This window comes from Vescimonas fastidiosa, assembly GCF_018326305.1.
GTDB classification, from domain to species: Bacteria; Bacillota; Clostridia; order Oscillospirales; family Oscillospiraceae; genus Vescimonas; species Vescimonas fastidiosa.
In genome coordinates, this window is sequence record NZ_AP023415.1 from 1 (window position 1) to 23,447 (window position 23,447).

Annotated in this window: 20 protein-coding genes and 7 pseudogenes; all 27 read left to right on the forward strand. The window is 41.7% G+C overall.

Annotated elements, in window-relative coordinates; genetic code table 11:
* Positions 1–284: 284 nt before the first annotated feature.
* The 27 genes and pseudogenes from KI236_RS00005 (at position 285) to KI236_RS00130 (ending at position 23,410) form a co-directional block, all read left to right on the forward strand.
* The gene (locus KI236_RS00005; RefSeq protein ID WP_212818235.1) at positions 285–3,329 is read left to right on the forward strand and encodes an SrtB-anchored collagen-binding adhesin; all 3,045 of its coding nucleotides are present in this window, start codon (positions 285–287) and stop codon (positions 3,327–3,329) included.
* A gap of 246 nt (positions 3,330–3,575) precedes the next feature.
* Positions 3,576–3,653: a DUF961 family protein gene (locus KI236_RS12385; protein WP_456243475.1), complete on the forward strand. Its 78-nt coding sequence runs from the start codon at positions 3,576–3,578 to the stop codon at positions 3,651–3,653.
* Positions 3,619–3,897, forward strand: a complete 279-nt coding sequence (locus tag KI236_RS00010) for a YdcP family protein (RefSeq protein WP_456243476.1) — start codon at positions 3,619–3,621, stop codon at positions 3,895–3,897. Before KI236_RS12385 ends, KI236_RS00010 begins: the two co-directional genes overlap by 35 nt.
* Before the next feature lie 15 nt (positions 3,898–3,912).
* Positions 3,913–4,296, forward strand: coding sequence for a YdcP family protein (locus tag KI236_RS00015; protein WP_003432338.1), 384 nt, complete (start codon positions 3,913–3,915; stop codon positions 4,294–4,296).
* Positions 4,297–4,394: 98 nt separating this feature from the next.
* The gene (locus tag KI236_RS00020) at positions 4,395–5,153 is read left to right on the forward strand and encodes a helix-turn-helix domain-containing protein (protein WP_048923953.1); all 759 of its coding nucleotides are present in this window, start codon (positions 4,395–4,397) and stop codon (positions 5,151–5,153) included.
* Between the two features lie 64 nt (positions 5,154–5,217).
* A pseudogene (locus KI236_RS00025) lies at positions 5,218–6,613 on the forward strand (FtsK/SpoIIIE domain-containing protein).
* A 183-nt stretch (positions 6,614–6,796) separates the two neighbouring features.
* A pseudogene (gene mobT / locus KI236_RS00030) lies at positions 6,797–7,994 on the forward strand (MobT family relaxase).
* A gap of 13 nt (positions 7,995–8,007) precedes the next feature.
* Positions 8,008–8,142, forward strand: coding sequence for a DUF3789 domain-containing protein (locus KI236_RS00035; protein WP_003061156.1), 135 nt, complete (start codon positions 8,008–8,010; stop codon positions 8,140–8,142).
* A 1-nt stretch (position 8,143) separates the two neighbouring features.
* On the forward strand, positions 8,144–8,365 hold the full coding sequence (locus KI236_RS00040) for a hypothetical protein (RefSeq protein WP_003060793.1): 222 nt from the start codon (positions 8,144–8,146) through the stop codon (positions 8,363–8,365).
* Positions 8,366–8,432: 67 nt separating this feature from the next.
* A pseudogene (locus KI236_RS00045) lies at positions 8,433–8,854 on the forward strand (nuclear transport factor 2 family protein).
* Positions 8,855–9,159: 305 nt separating this feature from the next.
* Positions 9,160–9,663 (forward strand): antirestriction protein ArdA, encoded by a 504-nt coding sequence (locus KI236_RS00055; protein WP_003062492.1) that lies wholly within the window; start codon positions 9,160–9,162, stop codon positions 9,661–9,663.
* Between the two features lie 17 nt (positions 9,664–9,680).
* A pseudogene (locus KI236_RS00060) lies at positions 9,681–10,185 on the forward strand (antirestriction protein ArdA).
* Positions 10,186–10,303: 118 nt separating this feature from the next.
* Positions 10,304–10,702, forward strand: a complete 399-nt coding sequence (locus tag KI236_RS00065; RefSeq protein WP_010723729.1) for a conjugal transfer protein — start codon at positions 10,304–10,306, stop codon at positions 10,700–10,702.
* Positions 10,680–13,138: pseudogene (gene tcpF / locus KI236_RS00070) on the forward strand (conjugal transfer ATPase TcpF). Before KI236_RS00065 ends, tcpF begins: the two are co-directional and overlap by 23 nt.
* Positions 13,138–15,355 (forward strand): annotated as a pseudogene (locus tag KI236_RS00075) (CD3337/EF1877 family mobilome membrane protein). The pseudogenes tcpF and KI236_RS00075 overlap by 1 nt, the downstream one beginning before the upstream one ends.
* 213 nt (positions 15,356–15,568) lie before the next feature.
* Positions 15,569–16,361 (forward strand): annotated as a pseudogene (locus KI236_RS00080) (C40 family peptidase).
* A 16-nt stretch (positions 16,362–16,377) separates the two neighbouring features.
* Entirely contained in the window at positions 16,378–17,289 is a 912-nt protein-coding gene (locus KI236_RS00085; RefSeq protein WP_212818237.1) for a conjugal transfer protein, read from the forward strand.
* Positions 17,290–17,401: 112 nt separating this feature from the next.
* Entirely contained in the window at positions 17,402–17,608 is a 207-nt protein-coding gene (locus KI236_RS00090) for a helix-turn-helix transcriptional regulator (RefSeq protein WP_023921725.1), read from the forward strand.
* Entirely contained in the window at positions 17,605–18,039 is a 435-nt protein-coding gene (locus tag KI236_RS00095; RefSeq protein ID WP_005428623.1) for a hypothetical protein, read from the forward strand. Before KI236_RS00090 ends, KI236_RS00095 begins: the two co-directional genes overlap by 4 nt.
* Positions 18,040–18,057: 18 nt before the next feature.
* Complete coding sequence (locus KI236_RS00100) at positions 18,058–18,417, forward strand: DUF3784 domain-containing protein (protein WP_212818239.1); 360 nt, start codon at positions 18,058–18,060, stop codon at positions 18,415–18,417.
* 79 nt (positions 18,418–18,496) lie between these two features.
* A complete protein-coding gene (locus KI236_RS00105; protein ID WP_005428625.1) occupies positions 18,497–18,721 on the forward strand; it encodes a hypothetical protein in 225 nt (74 codons plus the stop codon).
* A 266-nt stretch (positions 18,722–18,987) separates the two neighbouring features.
* Positions 18,988–19,407, forward strand: a complete 420-nt coding sequence (locus KI236_RS00110) for an RNA polymerase sigma factor (RefSeq protein WP_005428626.1) — start codon at positions 18,988–18,990, stop codon at positions 19,405–19,407.
* A 1-nt stretch (position 19,408) separates the two neighbouring features.
* Complete coding sequence (locus KI236_RS00115) at positions 19,409–19,657, forward strand: helix-turn-helix domain-containing protein (protein ID WP_004613734.1); 249 nt, start codon at positions 19,409–19,411, stop codon at positions 19,655–19,657.
* A 421-nt stretch (positions 19,658–20,078) separates the two neighbouring features.
* Complete coding sequence (locus tag KI236_RS12210; RefSeq protein ID WP_002323371.1) at positions 20,079–20,201, forward strand: hypothetical protein; 123 nt, start codon at positions 20,079–20,081, stop codon at positions 20,199–20,201.
* A 79-nt stretch (positions 20,202–20,280) separates the two neighbouring features.
* On the forward strand, positions 20,281–21,909 hold the full coding sequence (locus KI236_RS00120; RefSeq protein WP_212818241.1) for a recombinase family protein: 1,629 nt from the start codon (positions 20,281–20,283) through the stop codon (positions 21,907–21,909).
* A gap of 82 nt (positions 21,910–21,991) precedes the next feature.
* A complete protein-coding gene (locus KI236_RS00125; protein ID WP_212818243.1) occupies positions 21,992–22,321 on the forward strand; it encodes a hypothetical protein in 330 nt (109 codons plus the stop codon).
* Between the two features lie 21 nt (positions 22,322–22,342).
* On the forward strand, positions 22,343–23,410 hold the full coding sequence (locus tag KI236_RS00130) for an ABC transporter substrate-binding protein (protein ID WP_212818245.1): 1,068 nt from the start codon (positions 22,343–22,345) through the stop codon (positions 23,408–23,410).
* The last annotated feature ends 37 nt before the right edge of the window (positions 23,411–23,447 follow it).

Consider the following 23,447-nt stretch of genomic DNA (forward strand, 5'->3'; position numbering starts at 1 on the left):
AAAACACAATAAAAATCTGATTATCCGCTAAAATACAGTATCTATCAGCATTTTCAAGGAAACAAACTCATCAATTTACTACTTATTTACTACCAACGAATGAGCCTTGATACGCAAGTTTTCCTAGATATGCAAAGATATGGTACAGCACATCAGTATTGAAACAAGAAAAAATTGAATATTTCATAGACTATGGAACGCCTAAAATGACGTTCCTTTTCTATTTTCAGCCGTTCTTATTGGACGGCTATTTTATTACCCAAAATGAAAGGAGCATTAGATTTATGAAAAAGACATGGAAACGATTGTGTACGGGCTTCTTAGCTCTTGCAACTGTCGTTACTTCTTTACCGACTACACCCGTTCATGCAGAAAGCAAGCAATACTGGACGGAAAGTGCAGAGCGTGTCGGTATCATTGAAAAAGTAATGAATGACGGTTCTATCGGTTCGACATTCAATGAGGGCTATATGAAAGTTGAGGGCGAAACTGCCTATTGTATCGACATCAATACAGATTTCAAAAATGGTTACAAGACCAGAGCTGACGCAAGCTCACGCATGAGTACCGACCAGATTTCAGATGTGGCGTTATCCTTAGAGTATGTCAAACAGTATGGCGAAGCTCACAAGGAACTGAACTACAAGCAACTCTATCTGTTGGAACAATGTGTTGTCTGGCAGAGATTGAGCGTACATCTTGGCTGGCAATGTGATAACGTGCGAGCTTCTTATGATGAAATTCAAAAGGCTACGCAGGACGAAGTTTTCTCTGGTGCAAAAGCCTTTGTCAAAGAAAATAAAGGACGCTATGAATGTGGCGGTTATATCTACTCTGGCGAGGGGCAGGAATTAGGACAATTCTGGGCGAAACTGAATGTCGGAAATGCAAAACTACAAAAGACTTCCAGTAATACCAGCATTACCGACGGTAATGGGAATTACTATATTGCAGGTGCAACATACGGTGTCTTTTCTGATAAAGACTGCACAAAACAGCTTGCCACCCTTACGACTGATGAAAACGGAAACACAGATATTGCAGAGGTAAAAGCAGGCACAGTCTATATCAAGGAATTATACGCACCAGCAGGATATAAAGTGGATAAAACTGTATATTCCTTAAAGGTTGAAGTTGGAAAGACAGCAATTTTGAAAGTATCAGATACGCCAAAAGTAACGGACACTTTGATTGAGCTTTTCAAGATTGATATGGAAACACAGAAAGACAATCCGCAAGGGAACGCTTCTTTAGCAGGTGCGGAATTTACATGGAAGTATTATGCTGGCTTCTACAATAAAGACAATCTCCCTGCCGAAGCTACTCGTACATGGGTTACAAAGACAATCGCTGAAACAGACAGCGACGGGACAACTCATTACATCACAAAATTAGCGGACACATACAAAGTATCTGGCGACAGCTTCTATATGCAGGACGGCAAGGCGGTTCTTCCACTTGGAACACTAACCGTAGAAGAAACAAAAGCTCCAAACGGCTACTTGTTAGAGGGTGCATATATGCAGGCTGGCGATAAGTCCGAACAGATAAAAGGCTTATATGTAACACAGATTACCGAGGACGGCGACCTTGCCGTATTATCTGGAAGTAACCAGTTTTCCGTATCAGACAAGGTTATCCGTGGCGGTGTCAAAATTCAGAAACGAGATTTAGAAACGGGCGATACAAAGCCACAAGGAAGTGCCACTTTGAAAGATACTGCCTTTGACATCATTTCCTTAAATGATAATGCAGTATTGGTTGAGGGCAAGTTATACAAGAAAAATGAAGTGGTAAAGACAATTCGTACAGATATTGAGGGTGTCGCTTCTACTTCTTCTGACCTCTTACCTTATGGAAAATTCCGTATCGTTGAGAGTGAAGCTCCCAACGGTTACTTAACTGACGGTGCAAAGCCGATTGATTTTACAATCACAGAAAATGGAAAAATCGTGGACTTAACCGAAAAAGCCCATTCTATCTATAATCAGATTAAGCGTGGAGATATTGAGGGTGTAAAAATCGGTGCAGGCACACACAAGCGTCTTGCTGATGTTCCTTTTAGGATCACAAGCAAGACAACGGGCGAAAATCACGTCGTGGTAACTGATGATAACGGGCAATTCTCCACTTCTGCTGACTGGGCTTCTCATAAGCACAATACAAACGCAGGCAAGACCAGCGAGGACGGTGTGTGGTTTGGAACTTCTGAACCAGACGACAGCAAGGGTGCATTGCCTTATGATACCTACATCATTGAAGAAATGCGTTGCGACAGTAACAAAGGCTTTGAACTTATCCCACCTTTTGAAATCGTGGTATCAAGAAATAATCTTGTGATTGATTTAGGGACGCTGACTGATGAATACGAAAAAGAAATCTCTATCCATACCACAGCGACCAGCAAGGACGGCGAAAAGACTATCCTTGCAGGAAAAGAGGTTACAATCGTTGATACTGTCAAATTAGACGGACTTACAAAAGGCACAAAATATCAGCTCAAAGGTTGGCAGATGTTAAAGGAAGAAAACGCCGAGCTTATCATTGACGGGAAACGTGTAGAAAACGATTATACCTTTGTCGCTGATGATGAAGAAATGAAAGTGGAAATTTCCTATACATTCAATGCGTCTGCTTTAGGTGGCAAGAACCTTGTTACCTTTGAGGAATTATATGATTTAAGCAATTCAGACGAACCCGTAAAAGTTGCGGAACACAAGGACATTGAGGACGACGGGCAAACGGTACTTATCACAGAGCGTATCATCAAGATACATACTACCGTTACCGATAAGGACGGCAATAAAGAGCTTAAAGCAGGAAAAGACGTTACAATCATTGATACCGTAACCTTAGAGGGCTTAGAAGTCGGTACACAGTACAAACTTGTGGGCTGGCAGATGTTGAAAGAAGAAAATGCAGAACTTCTTATCAATGGAAAACGTGTGGAAAGTGATTACACTTTTATTGCTGACAGCGAAGCTATGAAAGTGGAAGTTGCTTTTACGTTTGACGCTACTTCTCTTGACGGCAAACAGCTTGTAACTTTTGAGGAATTATACGATTTAAGCAATCCAGACGAGCCGAAGAAAGTTACCGAGCATAAGGATATTGAGGATAAGGGACAGACGATTACCTTTAAGGAAAAGCCAGAAGAACCAGAGAAACCCGAAACACCACCGACACCGGAAAAGCCTAACAGACCTAGCGACAGTCCCAAAACGGGCGACAGTACAAATGTAATGGCATTTATCGTGATGTTGCTTGCGTCTGCTGGTGGACTGGCTGGAACATATCTTTACAAACGCCGTAAAATGAAGAAATCATAAGGCGGTAACGGTATGAGGAAAGAAAAATCACGCTCTCCGCCGAAGCTGTCAAACGGCAGATTTTTTGCTTATTCTGGCTTGTCTGCCAACAACCTGCAAGAACACGGATAGTCAAGGGTGCGTAAGCATTGATTTTACCCTTTACTATCTGGGGGGATTGCTGGTACTTCCCAAACCGCCAGAATAAGAAATCACAATTAAAAAACTTATCAAATATAGAAAGAAACGAGGTAAAACAATATGGAAATGAAATATGTCGTGCCAGATATGGCACAGTCTTTTGGAACTCTTGAATTTGCAGGGCGAAAGCGAGCCAGTCTTTGAAAGAGATAAAAATAATCGCAGGGTCTTAGCCAGACGAAGCTATAACCTTTATTCCGACGTACAGAAAGGCGAAAATGTTGTGGTAGAAATTCCCGTGCAGGCTGGCGAAAAGAAGTTCAAGTATGAGCAGAAAGTAAAACTTGTCAATCCGAAGTTATACGGCAGAGGTTACGCAATCGGGGATATGGGACATACCGATTATGTATTAGTTGCTGATGATATTGTAGCAGTTGAAGAAAAGTAAAGGAGTGAAGAAGTTATGAGATTATCAAACGGATTTGTTATTGACAAAGAGAAAACATTTGGAGAATTAAAATTTACAGCAGTGCGTGATGTGTTCTTACAGAATGAGGACGGGACACCGAGTACCCAGCTTAAAAAGCGTATCTATGATTTGAAGTGCAGTCTGCATGGTGGAATTATCCCCGTATCTGTACCGCCAGAAGTACCGTTAAGAGAATTTCCGTACAATGCAGTTGTGGAACTTGTCAATCCCGTAGCCGATACGGTATCACGAAAGACCTATACGGGTGCAGATGTGGACTGGTATGTAAAGGCAGAGGATATTGTATTGAAGAATAAAGGAAACCAGAACGCAGGAAGTCCACAGAACCATACACCGCAGGGACAGCCGAAAAAATAAAAATTCTCCTCATAAGTTAGAAAAATAGAGGTACTCTCCCGTTAGTAGATTGCCTACCTTATCGTAAATGGTTAAAATAACGATAGGAGGTGGCACAAATGTATCAAATCAACAATGAAAAATTTGGACAATTTTTAGCCGAAGTGCGAAAAGAAAAACAAATGACACAAAAGGACTTAGCAGATAAGTTGTTTGTGTCGGATAAAACAGTTAGTAAATGGGAACGTGGAAACAGTATGCCAAATGTTACATTACTTATCCCTATTGCTGATATACTTGGTATTACAGTAACAGAACTTTTACAAGGAGAAAAATTAAAAGAGAACAAGACATTAAATAGTGATGTGGTAGAAACTCTTGTTGTAAACTCGTTAGACTTGTCGTTGCGTGATACAATTCATCAACGAAAAAAGAACTGGATATTTGCATTTCTTATCTCAATCGGTGTGGTAGTTATAGAGGCAATATTATTAACTGTTTCTGGAATTTCCATAGAACAAATGGGAGATAGTTTGTATATATCTTTGTTAATGCTTTTGTTTGCAAGTTGGCTTTGCATTTTTGCGAAAGAATTATTACCGACATATTATGATACAAATAAAGTTAATTTTGTATCACAAGGAATTTTCAGAATACACATGGCAGGGCTATCTTTTAATAATGCAAACTGGGGATATGTATTAACAGTATTTAGAGTATTTACATTAGGAACTGCTATTCTATATCCTATTATTTGCTATATCAGTTTTTTAGTTGGTGGCATTTCATTATGGAATACTGTAAAACATCCAGCTATAATTATTTTGCTGATAGGAATGTTAGTAACAACCTATATTGTTGGGAAAAAACACGAATAATGATATAAGCAGTTAGTCTTAGGATTGACTGCTTTTTTCTTACCCAGAAAGGAGTGATTGATTTATGCGTAAGATTTGGAACAAAGGACACCGTATCAGAGCCAGCGACAAGCACCTTGTCTACCATTTTTCCATAGGAACGCTTCTGTTTATATTCGTGGCGGTTCTTCTGCTACTGAATATAAAACAGCTCATGCGTACCGATTGGGAGCATTTCAGCTTGTTAGAAAACGGCTTGACGCTCTCCCCTTACAACTTCATAACCATACTGATAGCGACTGGTGTTTGTGCATTGGTCGTTTTTCTGTATTACCGATTCTGTTACGACAGTTTCAAGAAGCTCCTGCACCGTCAAAAGCTGGCAAGAATGATACTGGAAAATAAGTGGTATGAAGCCGATACCATACAAGACAGCGTTTTTTTTACTGACCTGCAAAGCAGATCAAGGGAAAAAATCGTCTGGTTTCCAAAGATTTATTATCAAATGGAAAAGGGACTGCTTCATATCCGATGTGAAATCACATTAGGAAAATATCAAGACCAGCTTTTACGGTTAGAGGATAAATTGGAAAGTGGCTTGTATTGTGAGCTGACCGACAAGACCCTGCATGACGGCTATATCGAATATACCCTGCTTTATGATATGATAGCGAACCGCATTACCATTGATGAAGTACGGGCAGAAAACGGCTGTCTTAGACTGATGAAAAATCTTGTCTGGGAATATGACGCACTCCCTCATGCTCTGATTGCTGGTGGGACTGGTGGCGGTAAAACCTATTTTCTGCTGACGCTCATTGAAGCCCTTACTGCATACCAACGCTGTCCTTTATATCTTAGACCCGAAGAACGCTGACCTTGCAGACTTAGGGACAGTTATGGGAAATGTGTATCACACCAAAGAAGAAATGATAGATTGCGTCAATGCCTTTTATGAGGGCATGGTACAGCGAAGTGAGGAAATGAAGCGACACCCGAACTATAAGACGGGCGAAAACTACGCCTATCTGGGACTGCCACCCTGCTTTCTTATCTTTGATGAATATGTGGCGTTTTTTGAAATGCTGGGGACAAAAGAAAGCGTGAGCCTACTTAGCCAGTTAAAGAAAATCGTTATGTTAGGGCGACAAGCAGGTTATTTCCTTATCGTTGCCTGCCAGCGTCCAGACGCAAAGTATTTCTCGGACGGTATCAGAGATAACTTCAATTTCCGTGTGGGACTTGGGCGTATCAGCGAATTAGGTTACGGTATGCTGTTTGGTTCAGATGTGAAAAAGCAGTTTTTCCAGAAGCGTATCAAGGGGCGTGGCTATTGTGATGTGGGAACAAGTGTTATCAGTGAGTTTTACACGCCTTTAGTCCCGAAAGGACATGATTTTTTGCAGACTATCGGCTCTCTTGCACAAGCAAGGCAGGACGGGACGGCGACGTGCGAAGCGAAAGGCGACGGCACGGACTAGCCGTTGCTGGTGTGGCGTCAGCCACGCCAGCAGGTAAAACCCCTCGGTATCTAACAGAGGGGTACGTTTGCAAATAGACAATAGACAAAAAACATAGGAAACATAAGGCTTCTGGCATGGTTTTCTAGCAAAAATCGGCTGTGAAGTCGCCTTAAAAAACTTCACACTTTACAGATTGGGGGTATGGTTCTGAATGAAGAACAACGGATAAAAGAATTACGGGAGAAACGGATTGCTTACGGTATCTCACAAGGCAGGCTGGCGGTGGCTTCTGGTATCACAAGGGAATATTTCAACAAGATAGAAAGTGGAAAAATGAAGCCGTCAAAGGAACTTCTGGAAACTCTGCATAAGGAACTGGCAAGGTTCAATCCAGAAGTACCGCTTACCATGCTGTTTGATTATGTGAAAATTCGTTTTCCCACGCTGGATATACAGCACATCATCAAAGATATATTAAAACTGAATATCAATTATATGCTCCATGAAGATTACGGACATTACAGTTATACGGAGCATTATTCTTTAGGGGACATCTTTATCTATACGTCGGCTGACGAAGAAAAAGGTGTCCTTTTAGAGTTAAAGGGGCGTGGTTGCCGACAGTTTGAAAGTTACCTGCTGGCACAACAAAGAAGTTGGTATGACTTTCTCATGGACGCACTCATAGACGGTGGCGTGATGAAGCGTATCGACCTTGCTATCAACGACCATACGGGTATTTTGGATATTCCAGAGCTTGCGGAAAAATGCAGGAAACGGGAATATATCGGAAAGTCCAGAAGTTATAAGTTTTATCAGTCGGGCGAGCTTATCAAGCATAGAGAGGACGACAGAGAATATATGGGACGCACCCTTTATCTTGGTTCGCTAAAATCAGATGTGTATTTCTGTATCTATGAAAAGGACTATGAGCAGTACGTCAAGTTAGGGACACCGCTGGAAGAAGCCGACATTATCAACCGTTTTGAGATACGGCTTAGAAATGAACGTGCCTATTATGCAGTACGAGATTTGCTGACCTATTATGACGCAGAGCAGACTGCCTTTTCTATCATCAACCAGTATGTGCGGTTTGTTGATGAAGAAGCAGACAAGCGAAAAAATGACTGGAAACTCAATGACCGCTGGGCGTGGTTTATCGGCGATAACAGACAGAGCTTGAAGCTGACGACAAAGCCAGAGCCTTACACCTTAGACCGTACATTGCGGTGGGTACAACGGCAGGTAGCACCGACCTTGAAAATGCTGAAAAGGATTGATAAGGGAAACGGAACAGACTACATGAAAACTATCGAACAGCGAGGCAAAGCTCACAGAAAAGCATGAAATGATAATCAAACAGCAGACGACCCCTGCAAAAGATTTAGTAGAAAGTTAGGAGTGATGAAAAAATGTGGGAATTATTGAAAGACTTCCTGCTGGTATCTGTTGGAACGGGTATCGGCGTAGCCTTGATGTGTATTTTAAGTGTTGGCAAAGGAGCTGACTATGAAATGAAGAAATTAAAAGAAAGCGAGGACAAATAACATGAATTTCGGGCAAAATTTGTATCAATGGTTTTTAAGCAACGCACAGAGCTTAGTGCTTATGTCGATTGTGGTTATCGGTATCTACTTAGGGTTCAAGCGTGAGTTTTCAAAACTTATCGGTTTCTTGGTAGTTGCCTTGATTGCTGTCGGCTTGGTATTCAATGCTGGCGGTGTGAAAGATGTACTGTTAGAGCTGTTCAATAAGATTATCGGTGCATAAAATTTTATTGTGGGGCTGATGTATGGGTGCTATAATGTGAAAAAAGAAGTAATCGAGGTGTTCTATTTTGAATGAGAGAGAAAAAATTATTCGTTTATGGTTTGATATGTGGTTGAAACAGCAAGACTTAGGAATAGATAAAATTTTTACAGAAGATGTTGTTTATACGGAAAGCTGGTGTCCTAAATATGAAAATCTTAAAACAGTAAAACATTGGTTTAATGAATGGAATACTCGTGGTAAAGTCATTATTTGGGATATTAAACAGTTCTTTCATAAAGAAAATCAAACTGTCGTAGAATGGTATTTTTAAAAAATGAAATGAATACGGGAAGCGTTGAAGAATTTGACGGTATTTCCTTAATTGAATGGACAGAAGATAACAAAATCAAATCATTAAAAGAATATGGTTGCAATCTGAATAACTATAATCCATATCAACACAGCGATAACCCTCAATTTAGAGATGAAAAAACAAACTGGTTTTAAAACTTAATCAAATTATATCCATATACATAAAGCAGTTAGTCTTAGGATTGACTGCTTTTTTCTTACCTAAAATCAGATTGGAGTGATGAAATGAGCGATATTTTTAAGGATATGCAGGCAAACGTCGGCTGTGATTATATTTCTAACCTGCCCTCTTACAAGCGTAAAGTGTGGCATGAAATGAAGCGATTACCGCTTACGAATTATGATATAAAACAGTTAGAAGATTTTTCAAAGTATGTGTTTGGTATGTCGTACCAGAGCTTAAAAGATGTGATGAAGCAACAGAAAGGACGTGAGGAACAATGCAGGAAACAAGGGTGCTGGTGGAAACGAGAGGAACAACTGGCGAAGAAACAATATCATACTGGTTCGACCTGCCGATAGATGTTGCCGAGTTTGAAGAAAAGTTAGGTATCGGTGCAGAAAGTGGGGATTATCGTATTATCGAAAAGGTGTTGCCTTATGCTGATGAAGTCCACGAACACACCAGCGTGTACCAGCTCAACGAATTAGATTTTATGTACCGCCAGCTTTCAAGTGATATGCAGGAAGAATATGTATCACTACTTACGGTGTTTGAAAATTTAGAAGCACTTTATATTTGCAGGAACGTGATTATTGTTTATCCCGACTGTAAAAGCATGATAGATGTTGCAAGGCAAAAGCTGATGAACGACCCGATGTTCAAGCATTTATCCGAGGACTGTCAAGAATACTACTTTGACTTTGAAGCCTACGCTTCTCACTTGCAGGAACACGGGAAATTTTTAGTAACAGAACACGGTATCTTTGAACTGCCAGAGTAGGAAATGAGGTGGTGCTTATGATTGATGATATGGCGGTTTATATTGCTAATCTTGGCAAATACAATGAGGGCTATTTAGTCGGTGCTTGGTTCACGTTCCCCATTGACGAGGAAGATGTGAAAGAAAAAATCGGCTTGAATGAACAGTATGAGGAATACGCTATCCATGATACCGACAACTTTCCCATTGCGATTGGCGAGTATGTTTCCATTGAAGAACTCAATGAGATGTATGAAATGATAGAGGAACTTCCCGACTATATTGTAGAGTGTCTGGACGAATTTATCAGCCACTATGGGACGCTGGAAGAAGTCGTGGAACATAAGGACGATATTTATTATTATCCCGACTGTGAAACCATGACAGACGTTGCCTACTACTACATAGACGAATTGCGAAGCACTTGGCGACATTCCACCCAGCTTACAGAACTACATTGACTATGAAGCCTACGGGCGAGATTTGGATATGGGCGGTTGCTTTATTGAAACAAGCCGAGGTATGTGCGAGATACCATATTAACGCTGGAAGATCAGCGACAAGCATTGTTGCTACTGACAGCGTATTTCTCTTTTAAGGGACAGTCTGAAACATGGCTGTCCTTTTCTATTTAGAAACTTACGAAAGGAGCTGAAAGAACTTGAAAAAGATTAAAAGCTACACGGGTATCTGGAACGTGGAAAAAGTCTTGTATGCAATCAATGACTTTAACTTACCCTTTCCCGTTACTTTTACACAGATTACATGGTTTGTGATTACGGAATTTCTCATCATTCTGTTTGGGGATATTCCCCCACTTTCCATGATTGAGGGAGCATTTCTCAAATATTTTGGTATTCCCGTTGCTCTCACTTGGTTTATGTCGCAGAAAACTTTTGACGGAAAGAAGCCGTACAGCTTTTTGAAATCACAGATAACCTATGCCCTGCGACCTAAAATCACTTATGCAGGAAAAGCCGTAAAACTGCATAAGCAGACCTTGAATGAAACAATCACGGCAGTAAGGAGTGTGAACTATGTTCCCGATAAAATATATTGACAATAACCTTGTCTGGAACAAGGACAATGAGGTGTTCGCTTACTATGAGCTGATACCGTACAACTATTCTTTCTTATCCGCAGAGCAGAAATTTATCGTGCATGACAGTTTTCGCCAGCTCATTGCACAGTCCCGTGAGGGTAAAATTCATGCCTTGCAGATTGCCACAGAAAGCTCAATCCGCAGTATGCAGGAGCAGTCAAAGAAACTGGTAACTGGAAAATTAAAGGAAGTTGCCTATCAGAAGATAGACGAACAGACCGAAGCGTTAGTATCTATGATTGGGGACAATCAAGTGGACTACCGCTTTTTTCTTGGCTTTAAGCTCATGGTTACGGAAGAACAGCTCAATCTGAAGAACATCAAAAAATCGGTGTGGCTGACGTTCACAGAATTTCTCCATGAAGTGAACCACACGCTGATGAATGATTTTGTTTCCATGCCGAATGATGAAATCAACCGTTACATAAAAATGGAAAAAGTTACTGGAAAATAAAATCTCCCGTCGCTTTAAGGTGCGTCGCTTGGAAATCCATGATTTTGGGTATCTCATGGAACATCTTTACGGCAGGGACGGTATCGCTTATGAAGATTATGAGTACCAGCTACCAAAGAAAAAATTGAACAAAGAGACGCTGATAAAATACTACGACCTTATCCGTCCGACAAGGTGTGTGATTGAGGAAAGCCAGCGGTATTTACGATTGGAACATGAGGACAAGGAAAGCTATGTGTCCTATTTTACCGTCAATGCGATTGTAGGAGAGCTTGATTTTCCGTCGTCTGAAATCTTCTATTTCCAGCAACAGCAATTCACATTCCCCGTTGATACGAGCATGAATGTAGAAATCGTGGAAAATCGGAAAGCATTAACGACCGTCCGCAACAAGAAAAAGGAACTGAAAGACCTTGATAATCACGCCTATCAAGCAGGAAGTGAAACCAGCTCAAATGTGGTGGACGCTTTAGACAGCGTGGACGAGCTGGAAACTGATTTAGACCAGACAAAAGAAAGTATGTATAAGTTAAGCTACGTCATACGGGTGTCTGCACCCGATCTTGACGAGCTGAAACGCCGTTGTGATGAAGTCAAGGACTTTTACGACGACCTCAATGTAAAGCTGGTGCGTCCTGCTGGGGATATGCTGGGGCTTCATTCTGAATTTTTTACCAGCCAGCAAGCGATATATCAATGACTATGTGCAGTATGTAAAATCAGACTTTTTTTAGCTGGGCTTGGCTTTTGGTGCGACACAGCAGTTAGGGAGAAACTACGGGTATCTATATGGGCTATTCTGTTGATACGGGAAGAAATGTGTACCTGCAACCGTCCCTTGCCAGTCAAGGTGTAAAAGGTACAGTTACCAACGCTTTAGCGTCTGCTTTTTGTCGGTTCGCTTGGCGGTGGGAAATCGTTCTGTAACAATCTTCTGGTATATTATGCGGTGCTGTTTGGCGGTCAAGCACTTCTGTTAGACCCTAAAAGTGAGCGTGGTAACTGGAAAGAAACGCTCCCAGAGATTGCACATGAAATCAATATCGTAAATCTTACCAGCGATAAGGACAATGCAGGGCTTCTTGACCCGTTTGTGATTATGAAGAATGTAAAAGACGCTGAAAGTCTGGCAATCGACATCTTAACATTCCTTACGGGTATTTCTTCAAGGGACGGCGAAAAATTCCCCGTACTTCGTAAGGCAGTACGCTCCGTTACCCAGAGCGACAGTCGGGGCTTGCTCCATGTGATAGACGAGCTACGCCGTGAAGATACGCCCATATCAAGAAATATCGCAGACCATATCGACAGCTTCACGGACTACGACTTTGCACACCTGCTGTTTTCAGACGGTACGGTAGAAAAATGCTATCAGTCTGGATAATCAGCTCAATATCATTCAAGTAGCGGACTTAGTATTGCCAGATAAAGACACCACTTTTAATGAATACACAACCATTGAATTATTATCGGTGTCTATGCTGATTGTGATTAGTACCTTTGCACTCGACTTCATTCACAGCGACAGAAGCATTTTTAAGATTGTAGACCTTGATGAAGCGTGGGCGTTCTTAAATGTGACACAAGGAGAAACGCTCTCTAACAAGCTGGTTCGTGCTGGACGAGCTATGCAGGCAGGCGTTTATTTTGTTACCCAGTCTGCCTATGATGTTTCAAAGGAAAGTCTGAAAAACAATATCGGCTTGAAATTTGCCTTTAGAAGCACGGATATAAACGAGATAAAGCAGACCTTAGAATTTTTCGGTATCGACAAGGACGATGAAAACAACCAGAAACGCTTGCGTGATTTGGAAAATGGACAATGTTTATTGCAGGACTTATACGGGCGTGTCGGTGTGGTACAGATACACCCCGTCTTTGAAGAACTGCTACACGCCTTTGATACCAGACCGCCCGTACAGAGAAATGAGGTGGAGTGATGAAAGAAAGGATAAAAGGTGCGTTCACAAAAAAGAAGATTTTCCACTTTCTCAAAATGGCTCTGTTCGTGGTGGCACTCTCCCTTATCCTGCTTTCACTTTTGGGGACGGTGGCTCATGCGACGGGGCTTGTAGACGATACCATAAACGCAGAAAATCTTTATTCAAAATATCCCCTTTCCAACTACCAGCTTGATTTTTTCGTCGATAATAGCTGGTCGTGGCTTCCGTGGAACTGGCTCGACGGTATCGGAAAATCGGTACAATACGGGCTGTACTGCATTACCAACTTTGTCTGGACTATCAGTTTGTATTTGAGTAATGCAACGGGCTATGTGGTGCAGGAAGCCTATAAGCTGGACTTCATCAATGATATGGCAGACAGTATCGGAAAGAGCATACAGACCCTTGCAGGCGTTACCGAGAACGGCTTTTCTTCTACGGGCTTCTATGTTGGTTTCCTGCTTCTCATTATCTTAGTGGTGGGAATGTACGTTGCTTATACGGGACTTATCAAACGGGAAACCAGCAAGGCACTTCACGCCGTTATCAACTTTGTAGTGGTGTTCGTACTGTCCGCTTCGTTTATCGCCTATGCTCCCGATTACATCAAGAAGATAAATGAATTTTCATCAGACATCAGTACCGCTTCACTTGATTTGGGAACAAAAATCATGCTCCCCAACTCTGACAGCGAGGGCAAGGACAGCGTGGACTTGATACGGGACAGCTTATTTTCTATTCAAGTGGAACAGCCGTGGCTACTTCTGCAATTCGGGAACAGCAACGCAGAGGAAATCGGGACAGACCGTGTGGTCGCTCTTGTATCGGCAAGTCCAGAGGACGAGGACGGGAAAACCAGAGAGGAAGTCGTGAAAACAGAAATCGAGGACAACGACAATAACAATCTGACAATACCGCAGGTCGTGAAACCGTTTGGGTATGGTGTTCTTCCTACTTGTTCTTTAACTTTAGGGTATCACGATATTTGTATTCTTGCTTACGGGCATGATGTTGTTCAGCCAGATACTTTTTTATTATCTTTGCAATGTTTTTTACCTATCAGTTTTTCTACTTTCCATGATACCGAGCTATGAAAGCATGGCAAAGCAGGCAATCGTGAGAGTATTTAATACCATAATGACACGGGCAGGAATAACGCTCATTGTAACGGTGGCATTTAGTATTTCCAGTATGTTTTACAACATTTCCACAGACTACCCATTCTTTATGGTGGCGTTCTTGCAGATAGTATGTTTCGCTGGTATCTACATGAAGCTGGGCGACTTAATGAGTATGTTCTCACTTAATGCTGGCGACAGTCAAAGCATGGGACGACGCATATTCCGCAGACCGTATCTGTTTATGCGACATCGGGCTAGGCGTATGGAACACCGTATTGCAAGGGCGGTAAGTGCTGGCGGTATTTCGGGCGGTGTAGCTGGTGCGGTGGCTGGAAGTGCCGTTGCTGGCAAGAGAGCCGAAAGAAAAAATACGGCTTCTAAAGAAAATCGGGGCAATACCACTTCCAGCATGGGACAGCGTGCAGGTTCAAAAGTCGGTGCTGTTTTAGATACGAAAAATAAAGTGAAAGACAAGGCAAACGCTGTCAAAGAGAATATCAAGGATATGCCGACACAGACCGCTTATGCGGTGTATTCCGCAAAGGAAAAGGCAAAGTCCAGCGTGTCCGACTTCAAGCGTGGCATGGTGCAGGAACAGCAGTCCAGACAGACGGGACGCTTGGAAAAGCAGGAACAGCGTAAGAAAAATATCGCTGACAAACGTATGGAGCTTCAAAAGGCACAAGAAGCAAGGCAGGTACAGCGAAAGGCTGACGGATCAGCGACAACGGGAGCTACCCGTCCCCATGAGCGACCAGTCACAGCTTCAACCATTCCAAAGCCGAGTGTTGAAAAAATGCAGGAAGTCAAACGCCCAGCCACAGCTCCAACTCCGAAAGCAAGTGAGCCAGTCAAGACAAATGTTATCAAAGAGCGTCCGTTATCTTCTGGTGCTTCTGATAAGAAAGCACCCCAGCCTACACAGACAGTACATAGGCAGAATGTAGAAAAAGTGGTATCGCAGGAAACACGCCAGAATGACACCAAAGACCGCAGGATAAAGGTTCAGCAGACCCAGAGCGTCCAGAAGAACCAGCAGACCATAGAGAAAACCCGTAACCTTGTAACGAAGAAAGGACAGAAGAAAAAATGAAACTGAAACATATCGCTATCATTGGCAGTCTGTTTCCTATCCTCTTTTCTCTGGTGCTTTTCTTTGGCGTCCTCATTAGTGCGGACAGCGACGACGAGAACAGCAATTTTTCTTCTGGCATTACGGGTATGAACCTATCCGCAGAAGTCTTGAAACATCAGCCTATGGTAGGAAAAATACGCCAGAGAAAACGGTATCTCCGAGTATGTCAATGTGTTACTTGCTATCATTCAAGTAGAAAGTGGCGGTACGGCAGAAGATGTTATGCAGAGTTCGGAAAGTCTTGGTTTACCGCCTAATTCCTTAGATACGGAAAGCTCAATCAAGCAGGGGTGTAAGTATTTTGCGTCCCTGCTTTCTTCCTGCAAAAATCAAGGTATCGACGACTTGAATGTAGCGATACAGTCTTATAACTATGGCGGTGGCTATGTGGGATATGTGGCAGGAAAAGGAAAAAAACACACTTTTAATCTTGCAGAGAGCTTCGCCCGTGAGAAATCGGGTGGAAAGAAAGTAACCTACACCAACCCGATAGCCGTTGCTAAGAATGGGGGCTGGCGGTATGGCTATGGAAATATGTTCTATGTGGAAGTAGTCAATCAGTATTTAGCAGTTCCGCAGGTATCGGGAGAACTGGCACAAAAGGTAATGAATGAAGCGTTGAAATATCAAGGCTGGAAGTATGTGTATGGTGGCAGTAACCCGAATACTTCCTTTGATTGTTCGGGATTGACGCAATGGTGCTATGGAAAAGCTGGTATCTCCTTACCGAGAACAGCACAAGCACAGTATGACGCAACCCAACATCTGCCACTCTCGCAGGCAAAAGCTAGGCGATTTGGTGTTTTTCCATTCCACCTATAACGCTGGTTCGTATGTAACACACGTCGGTATTCTTGTTTCGCCGACACAGATGTACCACGCAGGCGACCCGATAGGATATGCAGACCTAAGTAGTAGTTACTGGCAACAGCACTTAATCGGTGCAGGACGAGTAAAACAATAGAAAGGACTTGAAAAATATGTTTAAGAAGAATAAGAAACAGACAGAAACTATCAAAGAACCAAAAGAAAAAAAGGTGCGTACTGTCAAGGTAGGCACACATAAGAAAACCGTGATTGCGTTGTGGGTGGTGCTTGTCGCAAGCGTGAGCTTTGGAGTATATAAGAATTTTACCGCTATCGACCAGCACACGACCCATGAAAAAGAAATCATAGAGCTTCGCTTGCAGGACACCAACGGGATAGAAAATTTCGTAAAAAACTTTGCGAAGTCCTACTACACATGGAGTAACAGCAAAGAAGCGATTGAAGCAAGGACGCAGGCAATCAACGCTTATCTGACAAAGGAATTGCAAGACTTGAATGTTGATACAATCAGAACGGATATACCGACCAGCTCCACAGTTACAGATGTGATTGTATGGCATATCGAGCAATCGGGAACGGACACTTTTTCTGCTACCTACGAAGTAGATCAGCAGATAAAAGAGGGAGAACAGACAAGCAATGTGAAAGCAACCTATACTGTAAAAGTCTATGTGGACGCTGACGGGGATATGGTAATCGTTCAGAACCCTACCCTTGCACCAGCAATCGAAAAATCAGACTATGAGCCTAAGACACCAGAAGCAGACGCAAGCGTAGACGCTGATACTGTCAATGACGCTACCGCTTTTCTGGAAACATTCTTTAAGCTCTACCCAACAGCCACAGAAAAAGAGCTTGCCTACTATGTAGCTGGAAATGTGATTGAACCTATCGGCAGGGACTACCTTTATTCTGAATTGGTAAACCCTATCTTTATAAAGGACGGGGACAATGTGAAAGTCAAGGTTGCTGTAAAATTCCTTGATAATCAGACAAAGGCAACGCAGGTATCGCAGTATGAGCTTGTGCTACATAAGGATAGTAACTGGAAGATTATAAAATAATAGCTCTATTATACCCCCCTCCTCAATATGTGTCATGCTAGCTTGACATTTGAAGTCAATATGATATAATGACAATGTAAGGCTAACTTGACACTGAAAAGGAGGGGTGATTTTGAAAAACCGTGTAAAAGAGTTGCGTGAAAAGGAGGGACTAACGCAAAAGAAATTAGGCGAAAAAGTAAATGTTTCAAGACAAGCAATCAACGCTATTGAAACGGGAAAATATGACCCATCACTTTGGTTGGCTTATGATATTGCACAACTATTTAATATGAGCATTGAAGAAGTATTCAATTTTAAGGAGAGTGAGAGAAAATGAAATCATTAAAAAATCCTATGACTAATGCGATTTATATAGCTTCAATTACTGCTATTTACGCTATGATATTTATAGTTTCGTCTGAATTTGTATCAAAGTATGCTTATTGGCTTTCTGATAGTCGGTGGTCTTTGTTCATTCAAAACAAAAACATGAAATTTATAGGACTTGGGATGATTGGCATAGCAATTATCATTGACATATTCTCTGCTTTAAGAAGAAAGAAATATGATGAGTATCAAATAATTGCATTAGAAAAAATCATGCTATTTAATGGACTTTTTATAACGATTATCTTTCCATTTTCTTTATTTATACTTATTTTTGCACCGATATATTTTGTGGAAACGATTTTTGCTTTTATTCTATTTCAATGGTTGTGTATGGTAATTACAGAAGTGCTTTATTTATTTAAGAATTATAAAATTTAAGTGGAAGGAGTTGTTACTATGTGGTTTGTTTGGGTTATGTGGGGAATAGTTACCATTTCTATTATTGCAACAATTATTTTGATGACAGGAAAGGGAAGTAAATTTGTTACTGGTTTTAATACTAAAAGTACAGAAGAAAGAGCACAATATGACTCAAAAAAAGTGAGTAAACAAGCAGGAATTTTTATGATTTTAATAGATGTAGGATTGATTGCACTTGTTTCGTATATTCAGTTTAGAGCCGTTCCAGCTATTCAAAATAACACAATTTCAAATTATGGAACAGAAATAACTATTGTTTCATTAGGAATTTGTGCTTATATAATTCTTGTTGCAATGATAGCGGTTATTCGTGGCTTTAAGTATAGTAAGAAATAATGAGGTTAGAATGATAACCTCAAGTTCCTATGTAATTATTAAAGAAATTTACTACAAATAATTTGTTTGAGGTATTGGTATGATAAGACTTAAAAAACGAGATATAAAAAAGGCATTAAAAGCTGGTGCAAAAGCTGGCGGTGTATCATTAGCTGATGTTCGAGCTGATATTGAAGCAACGATTGATGAAGCAATGAACAGTACCGACCCTGATGTGCAGGCAAATTTCAAAAAGTATTTTGGAAATAAACGCCCTACGCCAGAAAAATATATTTATAAGATTACGAAAAAGACAGTAAAATAAGTGCTTTAAAGGGGGCTTGTATTATGGAACGCTTTAAGTACAATCTTATACGGTCATACACTACCTAACTGCATTTTATCAACAACTGAATATTTTATAGCTATAATAGCTCGTATAAAACTATATGTTTTGTGCGGGCTTTTTTCATACCCGAAAAAATTAAATTTTTTTCAAAATAGGTCATTAAATCACACCTTTCATTCCCTATATGGTGCGGAAAGAGGGATAAACACTTTTCAAATCATAGAGGAAAGGGGGTGAGATTGATGAAACCGTCTGACTTCCAGAAAACAGTTCAATGTCGCTTTGAAAGTTGTTTGAAGAAAGTTGTCCGTCATGTTGTAAAGGACTACCAGCAAGGATTGAAACGACGAAAAGATAAAGAAATTCCATTCTGTGAACTTCCAGAAATTTTCGTTGAAAATTTTGCTGTGTGGGACGACTACGAAACAGATTATACAATCTTTTCAGTATGTGGCATTGATATTCGTGTCCTTGATGATGGGCTGGCAGAAGCCTTGAAGAAACTTCCAGAAAGAAAGAGAAATACTCTGTTGATGTATTACTTCTTGGAAATGACAGAAAGTGAAATTGCCAACTTGCAAAAGATTACGCAAAGCGGTGTATTTAAAAACCGACATCATGCTTTAGAAACTATGAAAAAAATACTAAAGGAGAAGCAGTAAAATGAAGCAAACATTTAAGAAGCCGTCCTACTATTTGCTTTCGCAGGCAATGGACGGGGACGAAAAAGCGATTGAAAAAATACTGGCATTTTATGACCCGTACATATCAAAGTGCTGTCTGCGTCCACTCTATGATGAATACGGCAATGTTTATATTGTTGTAGATATGGAGTTAAAGGGACTTATCAGAGAAGCACTTATTAAAATGATTTTAGGGTTTGATATTGCCTTAGAAATCGAAGAAGAATAACAAGCAGTAACCGCAGAGCATGATTTGTTCAATCCCCTCTTTCCTGCTCTGCCCCTGCTTTTACATGAAAGCAACACGCTTTCGCCACAGCTCTTTGACAACTGAATAAAGCAGACAGATACGTTTGTGAGATAGCGAGCCACGGGGACTGTACGCCACGACCTTTTCAAAAGAAAGCGAGCGACCCACGCAGTGATCCGAGAGCGACTGTTGGAAAAGTCGTTTTGCCACGACCTATCCTCACAGAATAATGATACGTCCGCATGGTGCGGTTCTGCCCACAAGAATGGGAATAGTTGAGATACTAATGGAGCTTTCCAAAGCCGTCTGTCTGCTTCTGTAACATTGTGAAAAATACGCATATTGGATAAGCCTATGTGCGTATGTTGAGAATAGATAGCTGACTAAGGGGGCTGATAACTTGGCTAAAAAAGAACCTGCACAATATATCGTAGAACGGGAATTTTTAGGTAAATTTTCCGTAGAGGAATTGCTTGTCCGTATCGTGAAATCTCATGTAAAAAAAGGACTATCAAGAGGGTAAAACCCTTGAAAACAATGGAAAGAAGCCGTACTTTATGGTATAATATTATCATAGGTACGGCAGTTGAATAGGTGGAAAAATGATTTATCAAAAAGGTTCAAACTTATTTAACATGGCTATTTATATCAGATTATCACGAGAGGACGGAGATAAGGAAGAAAGCGATAGTGTAGGAAATCAGAGAAAACTTTTAACAGAATATGTGAACAAGCATGATGACTTTATCTTATATGATGTTTATATTGATGACGGTTTTACGGGAACGAATTTTAATAGACCAGACTTTCATAGAATGATTGCTGACATTGAAGATAACAAGGTAAATTGTGTTGTTGTAAAAGACCTTTCCCGTTTCGGACGAGATTACATTGATACGGGGCGATATTTGGAAAGAATATTTCCAGAGCTTAATGTTCGTTTTATTTCTGTAACAGATAATATTGATAGTATGAAGCAGGCATACGATATGTTACTTCCTATTAAAAATATATTCAACGAACAGTATGCCAGAGATATTTCTAATAAAGTTCAAGCGACTGTAAAATCAAAGCAGAAAGCAGGAGAATTTATCGGAGCTTTTACAAGTTATGGTTATAAAAAATCTCCTGCAAATAAAAATAAACTTGTGATTGATGAATATGCGTCCGAAGTTGTAAAAAGAGTATTTACTATGTATGCACAAGGAATAGGAAAACAAAGCATTGCAAAAATACTAAATGCAGAGGGTATCCTTTGTCCGTCGGAATATAAAAAGCTCAACGGCGAAAACTACAAAAATTGCAACCGTTTAGAGAAAACTTCTTATTGGACGTATTCTACAATTAAAGTGATGTTACAAAATGAGCTTTATATTGGAAACATGGTACAAGGAAAGAAACATCAACGTATGAGAAGCAAACAGCGTCCAGTTGAGAAAGAAAACTGGATAAGGGTTGAAAATACACATGAACCGATTATAGACCGTCATCTGTGGGATAAGGTACAAAAATTGCTGACGAAAAAGCACAGGGATATTGATTTAGAAACAAATAAAAATATCTTTGCAGGTTTTATCAAGTGTGGAGATTGTGGTCGGGCAATGATGAAAAATTTCTGGCGACGTGCTGATGGAAGTAAGTCCTATTCATTCTATTGTGGAACTTACAAAAGAAGTGGAAAAGATTATTGTACTCCGCACACGCTCCCATTTCAAGTATTGAATGATATTGTGCTGGGGGATTTAAAGCAGATAATCCGCAATGTAGAGAACTTGCAGGAACTTGTAAAATCACAATCTTTCACAGCAACAAAAATCAGAAAATCAACAGACATAGAACTGACAAAGTTAAAAGCAGAGCTTGAAAGAGTGAAGAAACTGAAAAAGTCAATTTATGAAGATTACAAAGACGAACTGATTTCTAAAGAAGAATTTCTTTCTTATCGAGAGGACTATCAACAAAAAGAAACGCTTTACTCCAAACAGATTGAAACGCTGGAAGAAAAGAAAAAGGAAAGTGTAACAGAAGATGTTTTTGAAACACCGTGGTTAAAGCGGTTGTTGGAACTGAAAGACATTGAAGAATTAGACAGAGATATTATAGTGGAAATGATAGACCAGATAACAGTTTATGAAAACCACAAACTTAAAATCTCATACAACTTCGGAAATGAACTGGAACATTTATTTTCAAGCGTTTACTGTGAGGACTTGGAGAAAAAGGCTATCTAATCTCAATACATTTCTAACTCCCCATAGATATTGGGGAATACATATCACAATTTGCGTAAACTACAACCAGCACACGGTGTTCGTGTTCAAAAAGCACTATGCCACCCATCGCTTTTCCGTGGGGTCGCACCCCACCGGACATGAAAGCTTCCGGGCGGCGGCAGAGTGGCTGGCGGAGCGCGGCATACCCTTTGAAGCGGCGGAGCTGGAGCTGGAAATGGGCCAGCCTCTGCGCTCCACAGAGGAGGCACGGCGTTTTTTCCGGCTCTACAGTCGAGACGAGGATAAGTCCGTTATCACCGACGAATTCCTGCGCGGAAGGCTAATAGAGACAGGGCGGACAGACTTTCCCCTGTACCTGCCCCATAAGCGGCCCGTGGGCTGCCTGAAATTTTCCAGCAAGAATTTATAATGTAAAAAAGGAGCAAGACGAATGAAAGCAAAGAAGCTCTCAGCGCTGCTGCTGGCTGTGGTGATGATCTTCAGCCTGGCCGCCTGCGGCAGCAAGACCCCGAAGACAGACTCCAACGCCACGCGCATTTTCACCGACTCCACAGGCCGGGAGGTAGAGGTCCCCGCCCAGATCAACAAGGTGGCCCTCAGCGGCCCTCTGGCCCAGATCGTTCTGTTTGCCCTGTGCCCGGATAAGCTGGTGGGCGTTTCCAATGCCTGGAGCAGCGAGGCCCAGGAGTTCCTGGACGAAAAGTATTTCAATATGCCCCAGATCGGGCAGCTTTACGGCGGCAAGGGGGAGCTGAACCTGGAGACCCTGCTTCAAAGCGGCGCTCAGGTGGTCATTGATGTGGGCGAGAGCAAGGGCAGCATCAAGGAGGACATGGATTCCCTGCAGCAGCAGATCGGCATCCCATTCGTACACATCAGCGCCGATATGCAGTCCTATCCCCAGGCCTATCGGATGCTGGGTGACCTCCTGGGTATGAAGACCGAGGCCGAGGCCCTGGCTACCTACTGCGAGAAGATCTACAGCCGCACCGAGACCATTGCCTCCGGCGTGGAAAAGGCCAATGTGCTCTATGTCACCGGTGACATGGGCCAGAATGTCATTGCCAAGGGCGCCTATCACGCCGAGATTTTGGACATGCTGACCAATAACCTGGCCCAGGTGGACGAGCCATCCTCCAAGGGTACCGGCAATGAGGTCAGCATGGAGCAGATCCTCACCTGGAACCCGGATGTGGTGATCTTCGCCCCGGAGAGCATCTACGCCACCGTGAAGGACGATGCCGCCTGGCAGAGCGTTACCGCCATCAAAAACGGCGCTTACTACGAAGTGCCCTTCGGCCCCTACAACTGGATGGGCTTCCCGCCCTCTGTGCAGCGGTATCTGGGCATGGTGTGGCTGAGTAAGCTGCTTTATCCCGACGCCACGGCGGACTACGACCTGTTTGCCGATGTGCAGGAGTATTACAAGCTCTTCTATCACTGCGACATCACCCGGGCCCAGTATGACGTCTTGGTAGCAAACTCCATCGGAAAATAAAAAAGGAGGGGGACTGCCTGAGGCAGTCCCCCAATAT